At 65.2% G+C, this 18390-nt stretch carries 11 protein-coding genes; 8 read left to right on the top strand and 3 right to left on the bottom strand.

The annotated features are described in order from the left end of the window. Nucleotide 1: 1 nt before the first annotated feature. Nucleotides 2–2527, bottom strand: coding sequence for a TonB-dependent receptor domain-containing protein (locus tag SB4_RS02430; RefSeq protein WP_058751275.1), 2526 nt, complete (start codon nt 2525–2527; stop codon nt 2–4). Between the two features lie 194 nt (nt 2528–2721). Between SB4_RS02430 and SB4_RS02425 the strand changes: the two genes are divergently transcribed. The 3 genes from SB4_RS02425 to SB4_RS02415 are packed head-to-tail and all read left to right on the top strand — an operon-like array spanning nt 2722 to nt 7606. Next, entirely contained in the window at nt 2722–4332 is a 1611-nt protein-coding gene (locus tag SB4_RS02425) for a tryptophan halogenase family protein (protein ID WP_058751385.1), read from the top strand. Then, entirely contained in the window at nt 4329–6122 is a 1794-nt protein-coding gene (locus SB4_RS02420; protein ID WP_058751274.1) for a glycoside hydrolase family 9 protein, read from the top strand. The genes SB4_RS02425 and SB4_RS02420 overlap by 4 nt, the downstream gene beginning before the upstream one ends. 38 nt (nt 6123–6160) lie before the next feature. Then, the gene (locus SB4_RS02415) at nt 6161–7606 is read left to right on the top strand and encodes a GH1 family beta-glucosidase (protein WP_058751273.1); all 1446 of its coding nucleotides are present in this window, start codon (nt 6161–6163) and stop codon (nt 7604–7606) included. 164 nt (nt 7607–7770) lie between these two features. Here the strand turns inward: SB4_RS02415 and SB4_RS02410 are convergent, their stop codons facing one another. Both SB4_RS02410 and SB4_RS02405 read right to left on the bottom strand, forming a co-directional pair. Further along, nucleotides 7771–10680: a TonB-dependent receptor gene (locus SB4_RS02410; protein ID WP_058715144.1), complete on the bottom strand. Its 2910-nt coding sequence runs from the start codon at nt 10678–10680 to the stop codon at nt 7771–7773. 305 nt (nt 10681–10985) lie between these two features. Further along, the gene (locus SB4_RS02405; protein ID WP_058751272.1) at nt 10986–12041 is read right to left on the bottom strand and encodes an arabinan endo-1,5-alpha-L-arabinosidase; all 1056 of its coding nucleotides are present in this window, start codon (nt 12039–12041) and stop codon (nt 10986–10988) included. 155 nt (nt 12042–12196) lie between these two features. On the opposite strand from SB4_RS02405, the gene SB4_RS02400 reads away from it, so the two are divergent. The 5 genes from SB4_RS02400 (at nt 12197) to nirD (ending at nt 18355) form a co-directional block, all read left to right on the top strand. Beyond that, nucleotides 12197–12778: an ANTAR domain-containing response regulator gene (locus SB4_RS02400; protein ID WP_058715146.1), complete on the top strand. Its 582-nt coding sequence runs from the start codon at nt 12197–12199 to the stop codon at nt 12776–12778. Continuing rightward, the gene (locus tag SB4_RS02395) at nt 12775–13986 is read left to right on the top strand and encodes a CmpA/NrtA family ABC transporter substrate-binding protein (protein ID WP_058751271.1); all 1212 of its coding nucleotides are present in this window, start codon (nt 12775–12777) and stop codon (nt 13984–13986) included. The genes SB4_RS02400 and SB4_RS02395 overlap by 4 nt, the downstream gene beginning before the upstream one ends. 277 nt (nt 13987–14263) lie before the next feature. Further along, nucleotides 14264–15511, top strand: a complete 1248-nt coding sequence (locus SB4_RS02390; RefSeq protein WP_058751270.1) for a nitrate/nitrite transporter — start codon at nt 14264–14266, stop codon at nt 15509–15511. Between the two features lie 28 nt (nt 15512–15539). Beyond that, a complete protein-coding gene (gene nirB, locus SB4_RS02385; RefSeq protein WP_058751269.1) occupies nt 15540–18020 on the top strand; it encodes a nitrite reductase large subunit NirB in 2481 nt (826 codons plus the stop codon). After that, the gene (nirD, locus tag SB4_RS02380) at nt 18017–18355 is read left to right on the top strand and encodes a nitrite reductase small subunit NirD (protein ID WP_193753718.1); all 339 of its coding nucleotides are present in this window, start codon (nt 18017–18019) and stop codon (nt 18353–18355) included. The genes nirB and nirD overlap by 4 nt, the downstream gene beginning before the upstream one ends. Nucleotides 18356–18390 lie beyond the last annotated feature (35 nt).

The following is an 18390-nucleotide window of genomic DNA, read 5'->3' as shown; positions in this document are numbered from 1 at the left end:
ATCAGAAGCGGTAGCGGACCGAGGCCGTCACCGTGCGCCCGTAAAGCGCGGTATTGTTGAACACGCCCTGCGTCGACGACAGGACCGGGAAGATGCCGCCGCCGCCACGGAAGCCCAGCTTGTCGAAGATGTTGTTGGCGTTCAGGCCCAGCTCCAGCTTGTCCATCGGCCGCACGGTGATGAAGCCGTTGAAGAAGGTCGACCCCTTGATCGTGTAGAGGTTGAAGTCGTCCGACTTGGTGCTGGTCTGGCCGTTCATGCTGACGCCGAACGCGATCGGGCCGGCGTCATAGGACGGCGACACCACGAACAGGAAGTCGGGCAGGCCGCCGGGCTTCTTGCCGACCAGCCCCGGCGTCGCGCTGCTGGTGATCTTCGAGTTCGCATAGGTCGCGTCGACCGCCAGATGGAAGTCACCATAGGTCACGCGGCTGGTGAACTCGATACCGTAGGAGCGATAGCCGTTCGAGATGTTCGGATTGTTGTTCGGCGCCGGGTTGTTGATCCGGGTGAAGTCGTAGTTGTTCTCGGTCAGGGTCGAGTGGAAACCGGTGACTTCGACCGAATAGGACGCGCCGCCCAGACCGCCGCGCTGCTTCAGGCCGATTTCCTGCTGGTTGAGGAAGTTGACCGAGGTCGCCTGCCCCTGCGCATTCAGCGAACCGTCCGCGTTGAAGTTGCCCGACAGGACACGACGGTCGGCGTTGAAGCGACCGCCACGGCTGGCGCGGGCAAAGACGCTGGTCTTGCTGTCAAAGGCATAAAGCGCACCCACCGACCAGCTGACATAGCCATCGGTATAGTTGATCTTCTCCGCCGTCGGGCTGAGCACCAGCGACGGAATCAGCGCCGAGCCCAGTGCGTCCGCCACGCGGGTCGTCGGACCTGCGACGCCGCCCTGCGCGGTGCCTTCGCCATGCACGCTGTCATAGCGGATCGAAGCGTCGAGGTTCAGCCCACCGACCTCGTAACCGGCCTGCAGGAAGGGCGCGACATCGGTATAGGTCAGGTCGACGCGGCGCGCGCAGCAGCTGCCCCAATTGTCGTTGAACCCGGCCTGACCCGCCGCGGTCAGCTGCGTACCGGTGGTCGAGAACAGGTCAAGCGGCGCGGCGTTATTCCCGTTCAGCTCGCTATACTGGCGGTTGACATGCCAGTCCTGGACGATGTTCTGCCGCATCACGAACAGACCGGCGGTCAGTCGCGCCTTGCCCGGCCCGACATCGAACTTGCCGTTCAGTGTCAGGTTGTTGGCGAAATTGTCCATGTTCTTCATGAACACGTTGATGTTCGGGTTGTTGTTCACATAGGGACCGGTGAACAGCTGCCCCAGCTTCGGCCCCGCCGCATAGCGGACCGAGCCCACCGTCTGGCCGTTGACGGTCGAACCGATCAACCCGCCCGTCCCGGTCAGCGTCTGGACGTTGATGAACTGGGTGGTGAAATTCCCGCTGATCCACTGATAGCGCATCGTATCGTCGAGCGAGATGTTGTCGTTAAAATCATAATGGATCTGGCCGCTGATGCCGGTGACGCGCGGGTGGATACCCTGCACCTCGGCCGTCTTCACGCCGCCATTGTCATAGTCCAGATACTGGAAGTTACGGTTGTAGATCGTATAGGCCGAACCCGACCGCCCGTCGAAATTGGGCAGCGGCGTGAAGCCGGTCACCTTGTTGCCGTCCAGCGTGGCCAGCGTCGGGGTGGTGGTGTTGGTCGGCGCCTGTTCGTCCAGCCGCTTGAAATACAGGCGGATGAAGCCGCGATTGTCGGGCAGATCCTTGGTGATGTTCGCCTTGATCTGATAGCCGCGCAGGATGTTGAAATTCTCGTTGGTGTAGCCGCCGCCGTCGCGCGCATAGCCGCCGACATGGAAACGAGTCGTCTCGTCGATCGGGCCGCCATAGTCGAAGTCGACGCGGTGCTCGCGGAAGCCCAGGCCGTTGGAATAGGCAATCTGGCCGCCCTTCACGTCACCGGTCTTGCTGATGAAGTTGATGACCGCGCCCGGCGCCTGGCTGGCGAAGGTCGAGGCCGAACCGCCGCGCACCGCCTCGACCGTCTTGATGTTCTGGTCGAAGCGCAGCCAATAGTCGTTGTTGCCGAAGTTGATGTCACCGAACAGGACGTCGGGCAGGCCGTCTTCCTGCAGCGAGACATATTCCGAACCGCCGGTCGACACCGGGATGCCGCGCACGCCGATATTGGCGTTGCCGCCCGGACCCGCCGTATCGCTGGGCTGGAGACCGGGGATGTTGCGCAGGATTTCGGCGGTCGAGCGAGGGGTGAAGTTCTGGATCGCCTCCTGGCTGACCTGCGACACCGAGATCGAGCTGCGGAAACGCGACCGCTCGCCGCTGGTCGCGGTGACGACGATGTCTTCGCTGGACGCACCGGCATCGGGGGTGGCCCCTTCCTGGGTGGCCGGGGTCGGAGCCTGGGCCGTCTGTGCAAAGGCCGGTGCACTCACCAGCGCCATCGCCAAGGCCGCCATCGATCCGCAGGAACGCAGAACGTTCGTCGTCATAACCCTCTCCTGATTCGCCCCGGTGTCCGGGATGTCGTGCATCCTGGATAACACACGCGCAATCGTTTGCAACGGATCATTGCAAACCATTGCAAAGAAATTTACCTATCTGTGATCGAGAAAGCACAGCGGCGCGCGTGCCGCCGACCGGCTAAGAGAGTGGAGGGCCATAAGCGCCCTAAGGAGAGATGGCGATGACGACCCCTTCCCCCGATGCGATCCGGTCGGTCGTGATCGTCGGCGGCGGCACGGCAGGCTGGATGGCGGCGGCCGCCTTCGCCCGCCTTCTCAACAACGGCTATACGCAAGTCACGCTGGTCGAATCCGAGGAGATCGGCACCGTCGGCGTCGGCGAGGCGACGATCCCGCCGATCATCACCTTCAACCAGATGCTGGGGCTGGACGAGAACGACTTCCTCGCCAAGACGGCGGGCACGTTCAAGCTGGGCATCGAATTCGTCGACTGGGGCGACAAGGGCGAACGCTATTTCCACCCGTTCGGTCGCCATGGCCAGGATCTGCAGGGCGTGCATTTCCACCAGCTATGGTTGCGCGAGCGCAGCCGCCGCGCGCTGCCGGACATCGCCGAATGGTCGATGAGCGCGATGGCGGCGCGTTCGGGCAAGTTCGGGCGCGCCAAGCCGGACGCCCGCTCGCCGATCCGCGAGTTGTTCTACGCCTTTCATTTCGATGCCTCGCTCTATGCCCGCTACCTGCGCGGCTATGCCGAACGCGGCGGGGTGACGCGGATCGAGGGGCGGATCGACGCGGTGAACCTGCGGCCCGAGGACGGCTATGTCGAGGCGGTGACACTGGCCGACGGGCGGCGGATCGAGGGCGACCTGTTCATCGACTGCTCGGGCTTTCGTGGTCTGCTGATCGAAGAGGCGCTGGAAACCGGCTATGACAGCTATGCCCAGTGGCTGCCCTGCGACCGCGCGGTCGCGGCCCCTTGCGCCCTGCCCAACCCGGCCGAGCCCGATCCCTTCACCCGCGCCACCGCGCGCGAGGCGGGGTGGCAGTGGCGCATTCCGCTCCAGCACCGGATGGGCAATGGTCTGGTCTATTGCAGCGAGTATCTGGAGGCGGACGCCGCCGAGGCACAGCTGCTCGCCAGCCTGGAGGGCGAGTTGCTGGGCGATCCCCGGCACCTGCGCTTCACCGCCGGGCGTCGACGCGAGAGCTGGAACCGCAACGTCGTGGCGCTCGGCCTGTCGAGCGGGTTCCTCGAGCCGCTGGAGTCGACCAGCATCCATCTGGTCCAGGCGGCGATCCAGCGACTGATTGCGCTGTTCCCCGACAAGCGCTTCGATCCTGCCGAGCGGACCGAATTCAACCGCCAGATGCGCGACCTGTATGAGGATGTGCGCGACTTCATCATCCTGCACTATAAGGCGACGCGGCGCAGCGACACGCCCTTCTGGGACCGCGTCCGCACCATGGACGTGCCCGACAGCCTGGCGCGCAAGATGGCGCTGTGGTCGGGCAAGGGGCGGCTGTTCCGCGAAGGCTATGACCTGTTCAGCAACCCCAGCTGGGTTGCCGTATCGCTGGGCCAGGGGATCGTGCCGCAAAGCTGGGAGCCCGCCGCCGATGCGCTGGACGAGGATCTGGTCGCGCAGGCACTGGAGCAGTTGCGGGTGGGTTATGCCGACACCGCCGCACGGATGCCCAGCCATGGCGACTTCCTGCGGATGACCGCGCCCTCACCGCTCGCCCCCGCGCTGGCACCGGGCCGCCTGGCCGATGGCGGGTTCGATTTCGCGCGCACGCCGAGCGGCGGCGGCAAGGCCCCGCTGTTGTGAAGCGTATCGTCCTCCCCCTCCTGGCCCTGGCCGGCATCGGCGCCACCGACGCGCCGGGTCCACATCTCAACCAGATCGGTTTCCGCCCCGACACCGCCAAGCGCGCGATCCTGGCGGCCAGCGGCACGCGGCCCCTGCCCTGGGAGGTGCTGGACGAAGCGGGGCAGATCGTCGCCCGTGGCCAGACCACACCGTTCGGCGCGGATGCCGCGTCGGGCGACAGGGTGCATCAGATCGACTTCGGCTCCTTCGCCACGCCCGGCCGCTATCGCCTGCGCGTCGACGGGCGGACCAGCCACGACTTCATGATCGGCACGGACGTATACCGTCCGCTCGCCCGCGCCTCGCTCAACTTCTTCTACCAGCAGCGCGCCGGGATCGCGATCGACGCACGCTATGCCGGGGGGACGCAATGGTCGCGCGCGGCGGGTCATACGAAGGAGGTCGTGACCTGCTTCAAGGGCACCGATCTGGCAGGCACGATCTGGCCGGGCTGCCCCTATCAGCTCGACGTGACCGGCGGCTGGTATGATGCGGGCGACCAGGGCAAATATGTCGTCAATGGCGGCATCGCGCTGTGGATGCTGCAAAATCTCTATGAGGTCGATGCGGGCTCGCTCCCCTTCCCCGACGGCTCGGCCGCGCTGCCCGAGGCGGGGAACGGCATCAACGACCTACTGGACGAAACGCGCTGGGAAATGCGGTTCCTGCTGTCTATGCAGGTGCCGGAGGGACAGATGCTGGCGCTGCCGGTTGGGCGACAGGGGCGCGGGCCGTATAGGCTAACGCCAGTCGATGCCGGGGGCATGGCGCATCATAAGGTCGCCGACCGCAACTGGACTCGATTGCCCACCGCGCCCGCCGACGATCATGAGGAGCGGCTGCTCTATCCGCCCAGCACCGCCGCGACGCTGAACCTCGCCGCGACCGCCGCGCAATGTTCGCGTATCTGGCGGGGCGTCGACAATGCCTTCGCCAAACGCTGTCTGGCGGCGGCGGGCAAGGCCTATCAGGCAGCGCTGCGCAACCCGGATATCTATGCTGCACAAGCCTTTACCGGCAGCGGCGGCTATGGCGACAATGATCTGTCGGACGAACTCTACTGGGCGACCGCCGAGCTCTACGCCGCGACCGGCATGCCCGAGCTGGCCGAGGCGCTGCACAAGATGCCGCTCCATGCCGCCCCGCTGTCGGGCGAGCCCGGATGGGGCTCGACCGCTGCGCTGGGCACGATCACATTGGCCACCGCGCCCGGCGTCGCGCCGTCCGAACGGGCGGCGGCGCGGGCCAAGCTGGTCGCGCTGGCCGACCGCTTCCTCGCCGAGGAAGCCCAGTCCGGCTATCACATTCCCTATGCCTCGACCGCCTATCACTGGGGATCGAACAGCGCCATTCTGGGCCGGGGCATGATCCTGGCGCTGGCCGCGCGGTTCACGGGACAGGCGCGCTACCGCGACGGCGCGGTCGATGCGATGGACTATGTGCTTGGGCGCAATCCGCTCGACCGGAGCTATGTCAGCGGCTTCGGCTGGAACCCGATGCGTAACCCGCACCATCGTTTCTGGGCGCACCAGTTCGACGCGAAGATGCCCGGCCCGCCGCCCGGCGTGCTGAGCGGCGGCGCGAACAGCACTGTTTTCCCCGAGGCGTCGGCCTCGCTGCAAGGGCATTGCGTGGCCATGCGCTGCTGGATCGACGATGCTCGCGCCTATGCGCATAACGAGGTCGCGATCAACTGGAACGCGCCGCTCGTCTGGCTGGCCAGCGACCTGGCCGCACCGGCCCGTTGAATTCCCACCATTCTCAAGATCTTCGGAGAGGATTAATTATGGATCGTCGTAATTTCATGAAGACCGGCATGGCGATGGGCGGTGCCGCGCTCGCCACCGGCGGCGGCACGCTGGCCGCCACGCGCGCGGCCGCCGCCACGGCGTCGGACCTGAGCTTTCCCAAGGACTTCCTGTGGGGATGCGCCACCGCCTCGTACCAGATCGAAGGTGCCGTGAAGGAGGACGGGCGCGGCCTGACCAACTGGGACGTGTTCTCCCACACGCCGGGCAAGATCGCCAATGGCGACAATGGCGACGTCGCCTGCGACAGCTATCACCGCTATAACGAGGACATCGCGCTCCTGAAGAATCTGGGCGTGAAGGCGTATCGCATGTCGATCGCCTGGTCGCGCATCTTCCCGGAGGGGCGCGGCAAGTTCAACCAGAAGGGCCTCGACTATTATAACCGCGTGATCGACGGGCTGCTGGCGGCGGGCATCCAGCCCAACGTCACCATGTTCCACTGGGACCTGCCCCAGGCGCTGCCCGGCGGCTGGCAGAATCGCGACACAGCCAAGGCCTTCGCCGACTATGCGGGCTTCATGGCGGGCAAGCTGTCCGATCGCGTCCACCGCTTCATGACGGTCAACGAACTGCGGTGCTTCACCGACCTTGGCCATATGGTCGGCATCCATGCGCCGGGCCTGAAGCTGCCCCAGGGTCAGGTCAACCAAGTCCGCCACCATGGCTGTCTGGCGCACGGGCTGGGCGTGCAGGCTATCCGCGCCAACGCCAAGGCGGGCACCGAAGTCGGCATCGCCGACAATGCCAGCATCTTCGTCCCCGTCATCGAGACGCCCGAGCATATCGAGGCGACCAAGAAGGCGATGCGCGAAGAGAACGCGATGTTCCTGACCGCCGTGATGGAGGGCAAATATACCGACGCCTATCTGAAGAGCGCCGGGGCCGATGCGCCCAAGGTGCAGGCGGGCGACATGGCGGCGATCGGCGCCCCGCTCGATTTCGTCGCGCTGAATATCTACACGCCGACCTTCGTCAAGGCGAACCCGGAGGACCCGCGCGGCTATACCCCGCTACCGCATTTGGACCATTCGCCGCGCATGGCCTCGCCCTGGCTCTATGTCGGGCCCGAGGCCGCCTATTGGGGCGTGCGCGCGGTCAGCGAGATGTGGAACCCCAAGGCGATCTACATCTCGGAGAACGGCACCTCGGCCGACGACAAGCTGAACGACAAGGGGCTGGTCGATGACGGCGACCGGATTATGTATCTGCGCAACTATCTGGGCCAGTTCCGCCGCGCCGCCGTCGAAGGCTATCCGCTCAAGGGCTATTTCCTGTGGAGCCTGATGGACAATTTCGAATGGGCCGACGGCTATGGCCTACGCTTCGGCCTGCACCATGTCGACTATGCGACCCAGAAGCGCACGCCCAAGTTGAGCGCGCAGTGGTATAAGGAACTGATCCGCCGCAACGCGCTGGTCTGATCCTGCCCATAGCGAAGAACGAACCCCGTCGGTCGAAGGGTCGGCGGGGTTTTTCCTGTGCGGTCGCGGCCCCCAAGAAAAGGGCAAGAACGGCGATCTGCCATCCTTGCCCTGAAAGTTTCCCTTGGAGAATTGGAGGGCGGGCCGAAGCCCGCCCGATCGGGTCAGAAGCGGAAGCGCAGACCTGCGCCGTAATAGCGGCCTTCGTCCCTCACGTCGCGCGGATAGGACAAGCCATTGTCATAGGCACGATAGTTATTGAAGGGCTTCGCCAGAATATTGGCGACGTCGAAAGCGACCGTGATTTCCTTGGTGATGTTGTAGTTGAAGCCAAAGTCGAGCCGCTGGATGCGCGTCACGCCCTCGCCATTGTAGAAACCGGCGGCGTTGATGAAATTACTGTTCAGATACGCATCGCGATTGTTGAACGACAGGCGGGTCGACACATCGCCCTTCTCATAGAAGAGTGCGATATTGTAGGTCCACTTCGACAGGCCGGGGATCGGCACGAACGGCGGCGCGGTGGTGCCGCCGGTCGAGGCGAACAGATTGGCCGGGTATTGCTGCTTCCCCTCCAGATAGGTGACGTTCGCCTGCACGCCGATACCGCTCCACAGCCCCGGCAGAAAATCGAAGAAGGTCTGGCCACCGACTTCGATACCCTTGATACGGCCCTTACCCGCATTTTCCGGTCGGCTGATTTCGATCAGGCCATAAAAGGGATCGATGGTGCGATTGACATAATTTCCGATGAACCCGTCGAGATCGCGGTAGAACACGGCGGCCGTCAGCGAGGCGGTCGGCGAGAAATAATATTCGACCGTCGCATCATAATTATTCGAGATCAGCGGTCGCAGATCCGGATTACCGCCGCCACCATACGCGTTGGGCCGGGTGTTCAGACCCGCCGGGAAGCGCGGGTCGAGCGGCTGGTCGGGCACGACCTGCTGCGTGTTCTGGGTGATGTTCAGGGCCGGGTTCAGCTGGCCGAACTGAGGCTTGGTCCGCGTCTTGGTGACACCGAAGCGAATCTGCAGCTTGTCGTTGGGCCGAATGCGCAGCGAGAAGTTGGGCAGGATATCCACATAGTTGGCGCGCGTGCGACGCACTTCGCTGCGGCGAACATTGTCGAACAGCACCGTCGAGATACCGCTATATTCACCCACCGTATTGACGACGCGAGTGCCGATCATACCGTCGAAGCGCACCGAGCCGATGTTGAACTCGTACTTCGCCTGCCCGTAAAAGGCATAGGTCTGTTCGGTCGCATAGAAGGCGGCCAGCGGATCGAGCTGAACCTCGGGCGTCGAGAAACGGTTCAGCGCGTCGCGATAGCCCTGATCGGCCGGATTGCCCGCGACCAGACGCTGCAGCGCGTCAAAGGCATATTGGCGAAGCTGCGGCGCATTGCCCGCGATCCCGTCACGCGACGGCATCAGCCAGCTGGTGAAGCCCTGGTTGCCGCGGAACGCGTTCTGAGTCAGCGCCAGGTCGCCGACCGGCACCTGCGCCAGCGGGATACCCAACGGCTCGGTATAGGCATAGCGATTGCCGCGCTTCAGCGACGCATCGCGATCGGTCCAGCGGATACCGAATTGCAGCTTGGGCAGCAGCGACAGATCGGTTTCTAGGTCCAGGTCGGTGCGCCACTGCCACCCCTTGCCCTGTACGCGGTAGGTCGCCTCGAAATAACCGCGCCAGAGATAATTGGCCGGGTTGGTATTGTCGAAGCCGGGTAGGTCGAACGACACGCCATCCTTGACGAAGAAATTGACGTTCGCGACCGGCGCCTTGGTGAAGGCCGTGTCGAAGCTCCACTCGTCCGAGCCATATTGCGAGAAGGTATAGGCGAGATCGGTCGACAGATGCGCACGACCGATATCCCATTTGGCGCCACCCGCCGCCTGATACGTATCCGTGTAACCCTTTACGGTGCTGCGATACGCTTCGGGACGATAGCCGCCGGTCTTGGTCAGGCTCTCGACCTGAAGCGGCTCGTTCGGGCGCAGCACGACATTGCTCAGCGTCGGATTGTTGTCGAGCAGCGGAACGCGGAACCAGTCGTTCGCAACTTCGCCGCGATAGCTCTGGTAGAGGAAGTCGTAATAGAGTTCGAGATTGTGGGCCGGACGCCACTGGACACTGGCGTTGACCGCCGGACGCCAGCGCTTGCCGCTGTCATTGTAGACGCCGACGGCGGTCGGAATCTGGAAGTCGCGACCCACCGAGGCTGGCAGGATCGTCGTCCCGGTCGTCGGCTTGTTCGTATTGCCCTCGCCCCAGCGGACCGCGTTGCGATACTGCGCCTGGGTATAGACGGCGTTGATCAGCCAGCCGACCTCACCGATGGGGGTATCGGCGCGCTGGCTGAGAAGCAGGTTGCCCAGCGGGTCGAACTTCTTCGACTGGTCGTTATAGGTGCCACGAACGCCGCCCGCGATCGTGAAGCCCTTTTCGAAATCGAAAGGCCGACGCGAACGCACGTTGATGAGGCCCGCCAGACCCGGCTCCAGCAGGTCGGCCGTGCCCGACTTGTAAACCTCGAGACCAGCCAGCGCGCCTGCCGGGAAATCCTGAAGCGCCACGCCCCGGCCCTCGGCAGTGAAGATGTCGCGACCGTTGAAGGTCGTCGCCACGTCCGGGAGACCACGGACCAGCACCTGCGTCACTTCGTCGCTGTACCGGCTGACCTGAATACCGGTCACGCGTGCCAGCGACTCGGCCGCCGTATTGTCGGGCAGCTTGCCGATATCCTGCGCCACGATCGCGTCGAGGATCGCGTCCGAGTTGCGCTTGATCGACTGGGCGCTGCCCAGGCTGGCGCGGAAGCCGGTCACGACGATGTCGCGCGGATCGACCTCCGCCTGGGGCAGGCCAGTGGTCGAGGCCTGGACCGGGCTGCGGTCCGGAACTTCGGCGATATCCTGCCGGATTCCGGCTTTTGTCTGCGCTTCGGTCTGGCTGGTGGTGTCGTCGGCTTGGTTCTGCTGTCCCGGTGCAGCGGCCTGCGCCATGGCGGGCGTGGCGAGCAACGCGAACGGCGCAACCGACAGCAACAAGGCATGATGCTTCATCAGGAATCCCCTCAAACTGGCCCGAGCTTTCGGTGCCCACGGGATTATTTGTCTGACTATCATCCCTTTGGTCAAGACTAGCATGACAAAATAATGAAGCGAACGTCACGCCGTGGATTCTAGGCCACACCTCAGAAATCCGCAGAAGCCCGAGCGTTAGCGCCAACATGGAATTTTACGCAGCGTAATCAGATAGTAGGCAGAGCCGCTTTGGCATGAGGCCCGACTTTCTCTTGTCTGCTTATTGCTAATGAGACGGCACCGAGCCGATTTTGCAGTTGACTCGGATGACGAGGCTTCTTCCGCTAGCGCGTCTCCCGCTCTACCAGCGGCCAGCCTGCCGCGTCCCAGTGCAGCGGTTCGATGCGCAGCGTGGGGGCGCCCCCCGCCTCCGAATCGTACGCATGGTGGACCAGATAATCCCGCCCATCACGGTCCCGGAGCACGGCGGCATGGCCAGGCCCACGGAAGCGGTCGCGCCCCTCGGCATCGGCCCGAAGCAGCACCGTGCCGCCGCCATCGCGCATCGCGCGGCCGGCACGGTCGACATAGGGCCCCTCAATCGAACGCGCTCGACCTACGCGAAGGTGATAGCTGCTTTTCACGCCCCGGCAGCAATAGTCGAACGAGACGATCAGCCAGTACCAGCCGCCATGATCGATGATGAACGGTGCCTCGATTGCGTCCTCTCGCTCGGTCGTCGCACGCCGGGCGATCATCGTCGGCTTGGCGCCGTCGGCGGGCTTTCCGCTGCGCGGATCGAGCCGGACCAACTGGATACCGCCCCAGAAACTGCCAAAGGTCAGCCATTGACCGCCTTGTCGATCCTGCACGAAATTGGGATCGATCGCATTGAAATCATCCCCCGTGCGCGATGCGATGACCAGCCCCTCGTCGCGCCACCCGTAATGCGGGCTACCGGGGTCGAGCGTGGCCGCCGTCGCCAACCCGATGACCGAGCGCTGCTGGCCGAAGCTGGAAATCGAGTAATAGAGGCGATAGCGGCCGCCGACCCAAGATATGTCGGGTGCCCACATCTCCCGCGCCGCCGGAATGATCGTTTGCGCCCATCCGGGTATTGCCGCCAGCGGCGATGGCAACGGCGTCCAGTGCCGCAAATCGCGTGACATGCGGGCGACGAGCGGTCGTCGGTCACCCTGCCCGGTCGCATAGGCGTAATAGCGATCGCCCTGGCGGATCAGAACCGGATCATGCGCGGGCACGATATCGCCCGACAACCGAAGCGACGGCGACCGAGCGCTCGGCGCCGATCGCAGCGCCTGCATCCCGACCAGCATCGTTCCCGCCACCAACAGCAGACGCAGGACCTTCAGGCTGTGCGATCGCCCCAGATGGCGCATCGTCGGCAAATCCCCCTTGATGACCGACGCACGGCTGGCGTGATCTTATAGAAGCTGCGAACTATAGTCGGACATTTCAACACGCAAGCACGCTTTGCGCACTCCTCCCCTCTCCGCCTCTTGTCGAGCGGGGAGGGACACGGCATCAAGCCGCCATGCGGATCGCCATCATCGATACCAGCAGCACGCGCGCGGCAATCATCTCCGACGGCCTGCGCGATGCCGGGCTGACCGATCTGGTGGTGATCGACCCCAGTGGCCCGCTTGCCGCCCAGGTCGAGCGAGCCGCGCCCGAGGTCGTACTGATCAATCTGGAAAATCCCAGCCGCGACGTGCTGGAGGATTTCTTCGCCATGTCGCGCGCACTCGACCGGCCGATCGCGATGTTCGTCGACCAGTCCGAACCCGAGTCGACGATGGCGGCGGTCGACGCGGGCGTCTCGGCCTATGTCGTCGATGGCCTCGCAAAGCAGCGGATCAAGCCGATCCTGGATCTGGCCGTCCGGCGCTTTCAGGCTTTTTCCAGACTTCAGACGGAATTGGCCGAGGCGAAGACGGCGCTCGCCGACCGGCAGGTGATCGACCGGGCCAAGGCGATCCTGATGCGCCGCCGCGGGGTGGACGAGCCCAACGCCTATGCCTTGCTGCGCAGCCACGCCATGACCACCAACCGTCGTATCGCCGAAGTGGCCGAAGCGATCGTGACCAGCGAGCAGTTGATGGGAGACCTGCCATGAGCCTTGAGCGCTTCCGCATCGGTTTCCTGCCGCTGGTGGACGCCGCGCTGCCGATCCTGGCGCATGAATTGGGCTTTGCCGAGACCGAAGGTGTCGTCATCGAACTGGTGCGCGACGTCACCTGGGCGGCGGTGCGCGATCGGCTGCTTTATGGGCATACCGATGCCGCGCATCTGGTCGCACCACTCGCCATCGCCACCGCGCTGGGCCGGGATCGTCCGGCGGTGCCGATGGCGGTGCCCTTCGTCCTGGGGCTGAACGGCAATGCGATCACCGTCTCGACCGCGCTGGGTGAGGCGCTGGCGCTCGACGAGACGCTGGGTGATCCGGTGGCGATCGGAGAAAGCCTTCGCTGCGTGGCGGGGGAACGGCGTGCGGCCGGTCGCCGCTTGCGCTTCGGCGTCGTGCATCGCCATTCGAGCCATAATTACATGCTCCGCTATTGGCTGGCGGGAGTCGGCATCCGTCCCGAGAGCGATATCGAGATCGTCGTGACCAGCCCGCCCTTCGCCGCCGACGCCCTGGCCGCCGGAGAGGTGGACGGCATCTGCGTCGGCGAACCGTGGAATTCGATCGCCGTCGATCGTGGCGTGGGTCGCATCGCCCTGGCCACCGCGCAAATCTGGCGGCGCGGGGTGGAGAAGGTGCTGGCGATGCGTGCCGACCGGGCGGAGGAGCGGCGCGATGGCGTTCTGCGGCTGATCCGTGCGCTGCATGCCGCAGCGGCGCATTTCATCGATCCCGAGACGGTCGAGCAAAGCGCCGCAATCCTGTCGCGCGCGCATTATCTCGATGCACCGGTCGATGCGATCCTGCGCGCGATCACCGATCGCATCCGCGTGGTGCCCGGCGGCGAGCCGGTCCATTATCCCGACTTCATGTTCCAGTATCGCGAGGCGGCGAACTTTCCGTGGCGCAGCCAGGCGGGCTGGCTTTATGCGCAGATGGTGCGTTGGGAAGGCCTGTCCTTCTCGCCTGAAGACGCCGCGACCGCGCAGGGCGTGTTTCGCCCAGACCTGTACCGCGCCGCGCTCGCGGGTTCGGGCGCCCCCCTGCCCGGCGCCAGCTCCAAGCTGGAGGGCGCATTGGTCGAGCCGATCGGGGCGGGATCGACGCAAGGGCGATTGGTGCTGGGCAGCGACCGGTTCTTCGACGGGCGGGCCTTCGATCCCGACGATATTCCCGGATATCTGGCGAGACTGCCTTAAAATTCCTTCCCGTGGTGGGAAGGATGATTTTGCTGCATTTGCGAAAGCCTCTTGCGTACGGCCAGCGAATCAGGCAACTTTCGATTCGTCCGGCAATGGCGTCGGGCACGAGATAGCAGCGAATGCCGCTCCAACGGCGGGGTGGCACGCTGGCGGAGGCGGGCCCGGCCCGTTCCCCGCTTGGAGGCAATGAAGCCGCCAGGATGCGACCCGTAAAGGGCCCCGCGTCCTGGCGGCTTTTTTCGTTTTGGGCTCGGGAGCCCACGGAGGCGGCACGATGGCAACGGCGTTCTGGGACGACACCAAAAGCGAGACGGCGGCAGAGGACAGCGGTTTCTGGTCGAGCGGCCATACGCCGACACTGATCGCGGCATTCCTCTATTTCGACCTGGCCTTCATGGTCTGGGTCCTGCTGGGCCCCCTCGCCCCGCAGATCGCGACCAGCCTGGCGCTGACGCCCGCGCAAAAGGGCGTGATGGTCGCGGTGCCGACATTGGCAGGCGCGATCCTGCGCGTGGTCAATGGGTTGCTGGTCGATCGGATCGGTCCGAAGCGCGCGGGCGCGATCAGCCAGATTATCGTGATCGCGGGCCTTTTCTCGGCCTGGATGCTGGGCGTAAGCAGCTTCGGCGGCACGCTGGCGCTGGGTGTCATCCTGGGCTTCGCAGGGGCGAGCTTCGCGATCGCGCTGCCGCTCGCCAGCCGCTGGTATCCGCCCGAGCATCAGGGCAAGGCGATGGGGCTCGCCGGCATGGGCAATTCGGGCACGGTGCTGGCAGCACTGTTCGCACCGGCGCTGGCCAAGCTGTTCGGCTGGAACGCCGTCCTCGGCCTGGCCTGCCTGCCGCTGACCCTCGTCTTCTTCGCCTATGTGGTGATGGCCAAGGACGCACCCGGCGCGCCGAGCCCACGCCGTCTGGTCGAGTATCTCGCGCCGCTGAAACAGGCCGATGCGTGGTGGTTGATGGGCTTCTATGCCGTCACGTTCGGCGGGTTCGTCGGCCTCGCCGCCAGCCTGCCCATCTATTTCACCGACCGCTTCGGGCTGACGCCGGTCCAGGCGGGTTACGCCACCGCCGCGTGCGTCTTTGCCGGGTCGCTGGTACGACCAATGGGCGGGGCGCTGGCCGATGCGGTCGGCGGGGTAAAGGCATTGATGGCCGTGTTCGCCGCCGCCGCGGTCACGCTGACGGGCGTGGCGATGGTCGACGGGTTCGCTGCCTCGCTGGCGCTGTTCGTCCTCTCCATGCTGGCACTGGGCGTCGGCAACGGCTCGGTGTTCCAGCTGGTGCCGCAGCGCTTCGCGGCCGAGATCGGCGTGATGACTGGGCTGGTCGGCATGGCAGGCGGGATCGGCGGCTTCTACCTCGCCTCGTCGCTCGGTTTAGCCAAGCAGTGGACGGGCAGCTTTTCGGGCGGGTTCCTGATCTTCGCCGCGCTGGCCCTGGTCGCGCTGGCGGGCCTGATGCTGGTGAAGACCCGCTGGCGCCGCAGCTGGGGCGCAGCCGAGGGCGTGCGGATCTGATGCTTTTCCTCTTCGACGGATCGAACCGATGAAACATGAAGTCGTCACACCTGCGAAGGTCGATAACCGCGAGCATCTCATCGTGGTCGGCAACGGCATGGCCGGATGCCGCGCGGTAGAGGAACTGCTGGCCCGCGATCCCGCCGGTTACCGCATCACCATCTTTGGTGCCGAACCGCTGGTGAACTACAACCGGATCATGCTGTCGCCGGTGCTGGCAGGCGAGAAGACGTTCGACGAGATCGTCATCAACGGCCTCGACTGGTACGCGGATAACGGCATCACCCTGGTCAGCGGCGATCCCGTCACCGCAATCGACCGGGCGGCGCGGACGGTCACGGCGAAAAGCGGCACGGTGTTGGACTATGACCGGCTGCTGATCGCGACCGGCTCCGACCCGTTCATCATCCCGGTGCCCGGCCACGACCTGCCCGGCGTCATCAGCTTTCGCGACATGAAGGATGTCGAGCATATGCTCGCCGCCGCCGAGCGAGGCGGCAGCGCGGTGGTGATCGGCGGCGGCCTGCTCGGGCTGGAGGCGGCGCATGGCCTGTCGCTTCGGGGCATGAGCGTCACCGTCCTCCACCTGATGCCCACGCTGATGGAGCGGCAGCTCGACGAGGCGGCGGGCTGGCTGCTGAAACAGGCGCTGGAGGCGCGTGGCCAGACCGTGCTGACCGGCGCCGACACCGCCGAGATCGTCGGCGACGGCAAGGTGGAGGCGATCCGCCTGAAGGACGGGCGCGAAATAGCCGCGGATCTGGTGGTGATGGCGGTCGGCATCCGCCCCTCGGTCGCGCTGGCCCGCGCCGCCGGGCTGGAGGTCGGGCGCGGGATCAAGGTGGACGACCATATGGTCACCTCCGACCCGCGCATCCTGGCGGTCGGCGAGTGTGTCGAGCATGACGGACAGGTGTACGGCCTGGTCGCGCCGCTCTGGGACATGTGCCGCAGCCTCGCCGATGCGCTGACCGGCGCGCCTTCCGGCTACCGCCCCACCGCCACCGCGACCAAGCTGAAGGTCGCCGGGCTCGACGTTTTCTCGGCGGGCGATTTCGGCGGCGGCGACGGTGCGGAGGACATCGTGCTGCGCGATGCCAGCCGCGGCATCTACAAGCGCGTCGTGGTCAGGGAAGACCGCATCGTCGGCGCTGTGCTGTACGGCGACACCGCCGACGGCAACTGGTATTTCGATCTGCTCAAAAAGGGCGAGAGCGTCGGCGACATTCGCGACGCGTTGATCTTCGGCCAGGCCTTCGCCTCGGGAGGGGGGCAGGCGGACCCTAAGGCGGCCGTTGCGGCGCTTTCCGACGATGCGGAAATTTGCGGCTGCAACGGCGTGACCAAGGGCAAGGTCTTCGCGTGCATCGACGGGGGCGCGCACAGCCTGGACGCGGTGCGGTCGGGTTGCAAGGCGTCGGCCAGCTGCGGCTCGTGCACCGGCATCGTCGAGAGCCTGCTCGCCCTTCGCTTGGGCGGCGAGGTCGAGGCGGGGCCCAAGACGATGTGCAAATGCACCAGCTTCGGCCATGACGATGTCCGCCGCGAGATCGTCGCGCAGGACATGAAGTCGATCCCCGAGGTGATGCAGAAGCTACACTGGTCGACGCCGGACGGCTGTTCCTCCTGCCGCCCCGCGCTCAACTATTATCTGCTCTGCGCGCTGCCCGGCGAATATCAGGACGACCAGCAGAGCCGCTTCGTCAACGAACGCATGCACGCCAACATCCAGAAGGACGGCACCTATTCGGTCGTGCCGCGCATGTGGGGCGGGATCACCAGTCCCAAGGAACTTCGCGCGATCGCCGATGTGGTCGAGAAGTTCAACGCGCCGATGGTCAAGGTCACCGGCGGCCAGCGGCTCGACATCTTCGGCATCAAGAAGGAGGATCTGCCTGCCGTCTGGGCCGATCTGAACGCGGCCGGGATGGTCAGCGGCCATGCTTATGGCAAGTCGCTTCGCACCGTGAAGACCTGTGTCGGCTCCGAATGGTGCCGCTTCGGCACGCAGGATTCGACCGGGCTGGGCGTCAAGCTGGAGCGGGCGACCTGGGGCTCGTGGATGCCGCACAAGTTCAAGATCGCGGTGTCGGGCTGCCCGCGCAACTGTGCCGAGGCGACCATCAAGGACTTCGGCGTAGTCTGCGTCGATTCTGGCTATGAACTCCATGTCGGCGGCAATGGCGGGATCAAGGTCCGCGCCACCGACCTGCTCTGCAAGGTCGCGACGGAAGCGGAGGCGATGGAGATGTGCGCCGCCTTCATCCAGCTCTACCGTGAGGAAGCGCGCTATCTGGAGCGGACCGCGCCGTGGATCGAGCGGGTTGGCCTTTCCTATATCCAGTCGCGCCTGCTGCCCGATGCCGAGGAGCGGGCCGAGTTGGCGCAGCGCTTCTTCCTCTCGCAGCAATTCTCGCAAGAAGACCCCTGGGCCGAACGCGTCGCCGGGGCCGAACGCGAAATCCATGCGCCGATGGCGCGCTTCCAGCCGGTGGGGGAAATGGCATGATTGGCGAGTGGCTCGATATCGGCTGGGTCGAGGAAATTCCCTTGCGCGGCAGCCGCACCGTGCAGGTCGAGGGCGGTAACGACATCGCCGTCTTCCGCACCGGCGAGAATAGCGTCTTCGCGCTGCTCGACCGCTGCCCGCACAAGCATGGGCGGCTGAGCCAGGGCATCGTCCATGGCGGCGCGGTGGCGTGCCCGCTGCACAACTGGCGAATATCGCTCAGCACCGGCGAGGCGCTGGACGAGGACAAGGGATGTACACCGACCGTGCCGGTGAAAATCAGTGGCGGGCGGGTCCTGATCTGCCGCGCCTCGACGCTAAAGGCAGCGGCGTGAAGGCGATGCGACTTTCTCCCCTCCCCTTCAGGGGA

It is taken from the genome of Sphingomonas sanguinis (genome assembly GCF_001476905.1).
GTDB classification, from domain to species: Bacteria; Pseudomonadota; Alphaproteobacteria; order Sphingomonadales; family Sphingomonadaceae; genus Sphingomonas; species Sphingomonas sanguinis_B.
The sequence above is the reverse complement of the archived record's forward strand: the minus strand, read 5'-3'. Positions and strand labels throughout refer to the sequence as shown.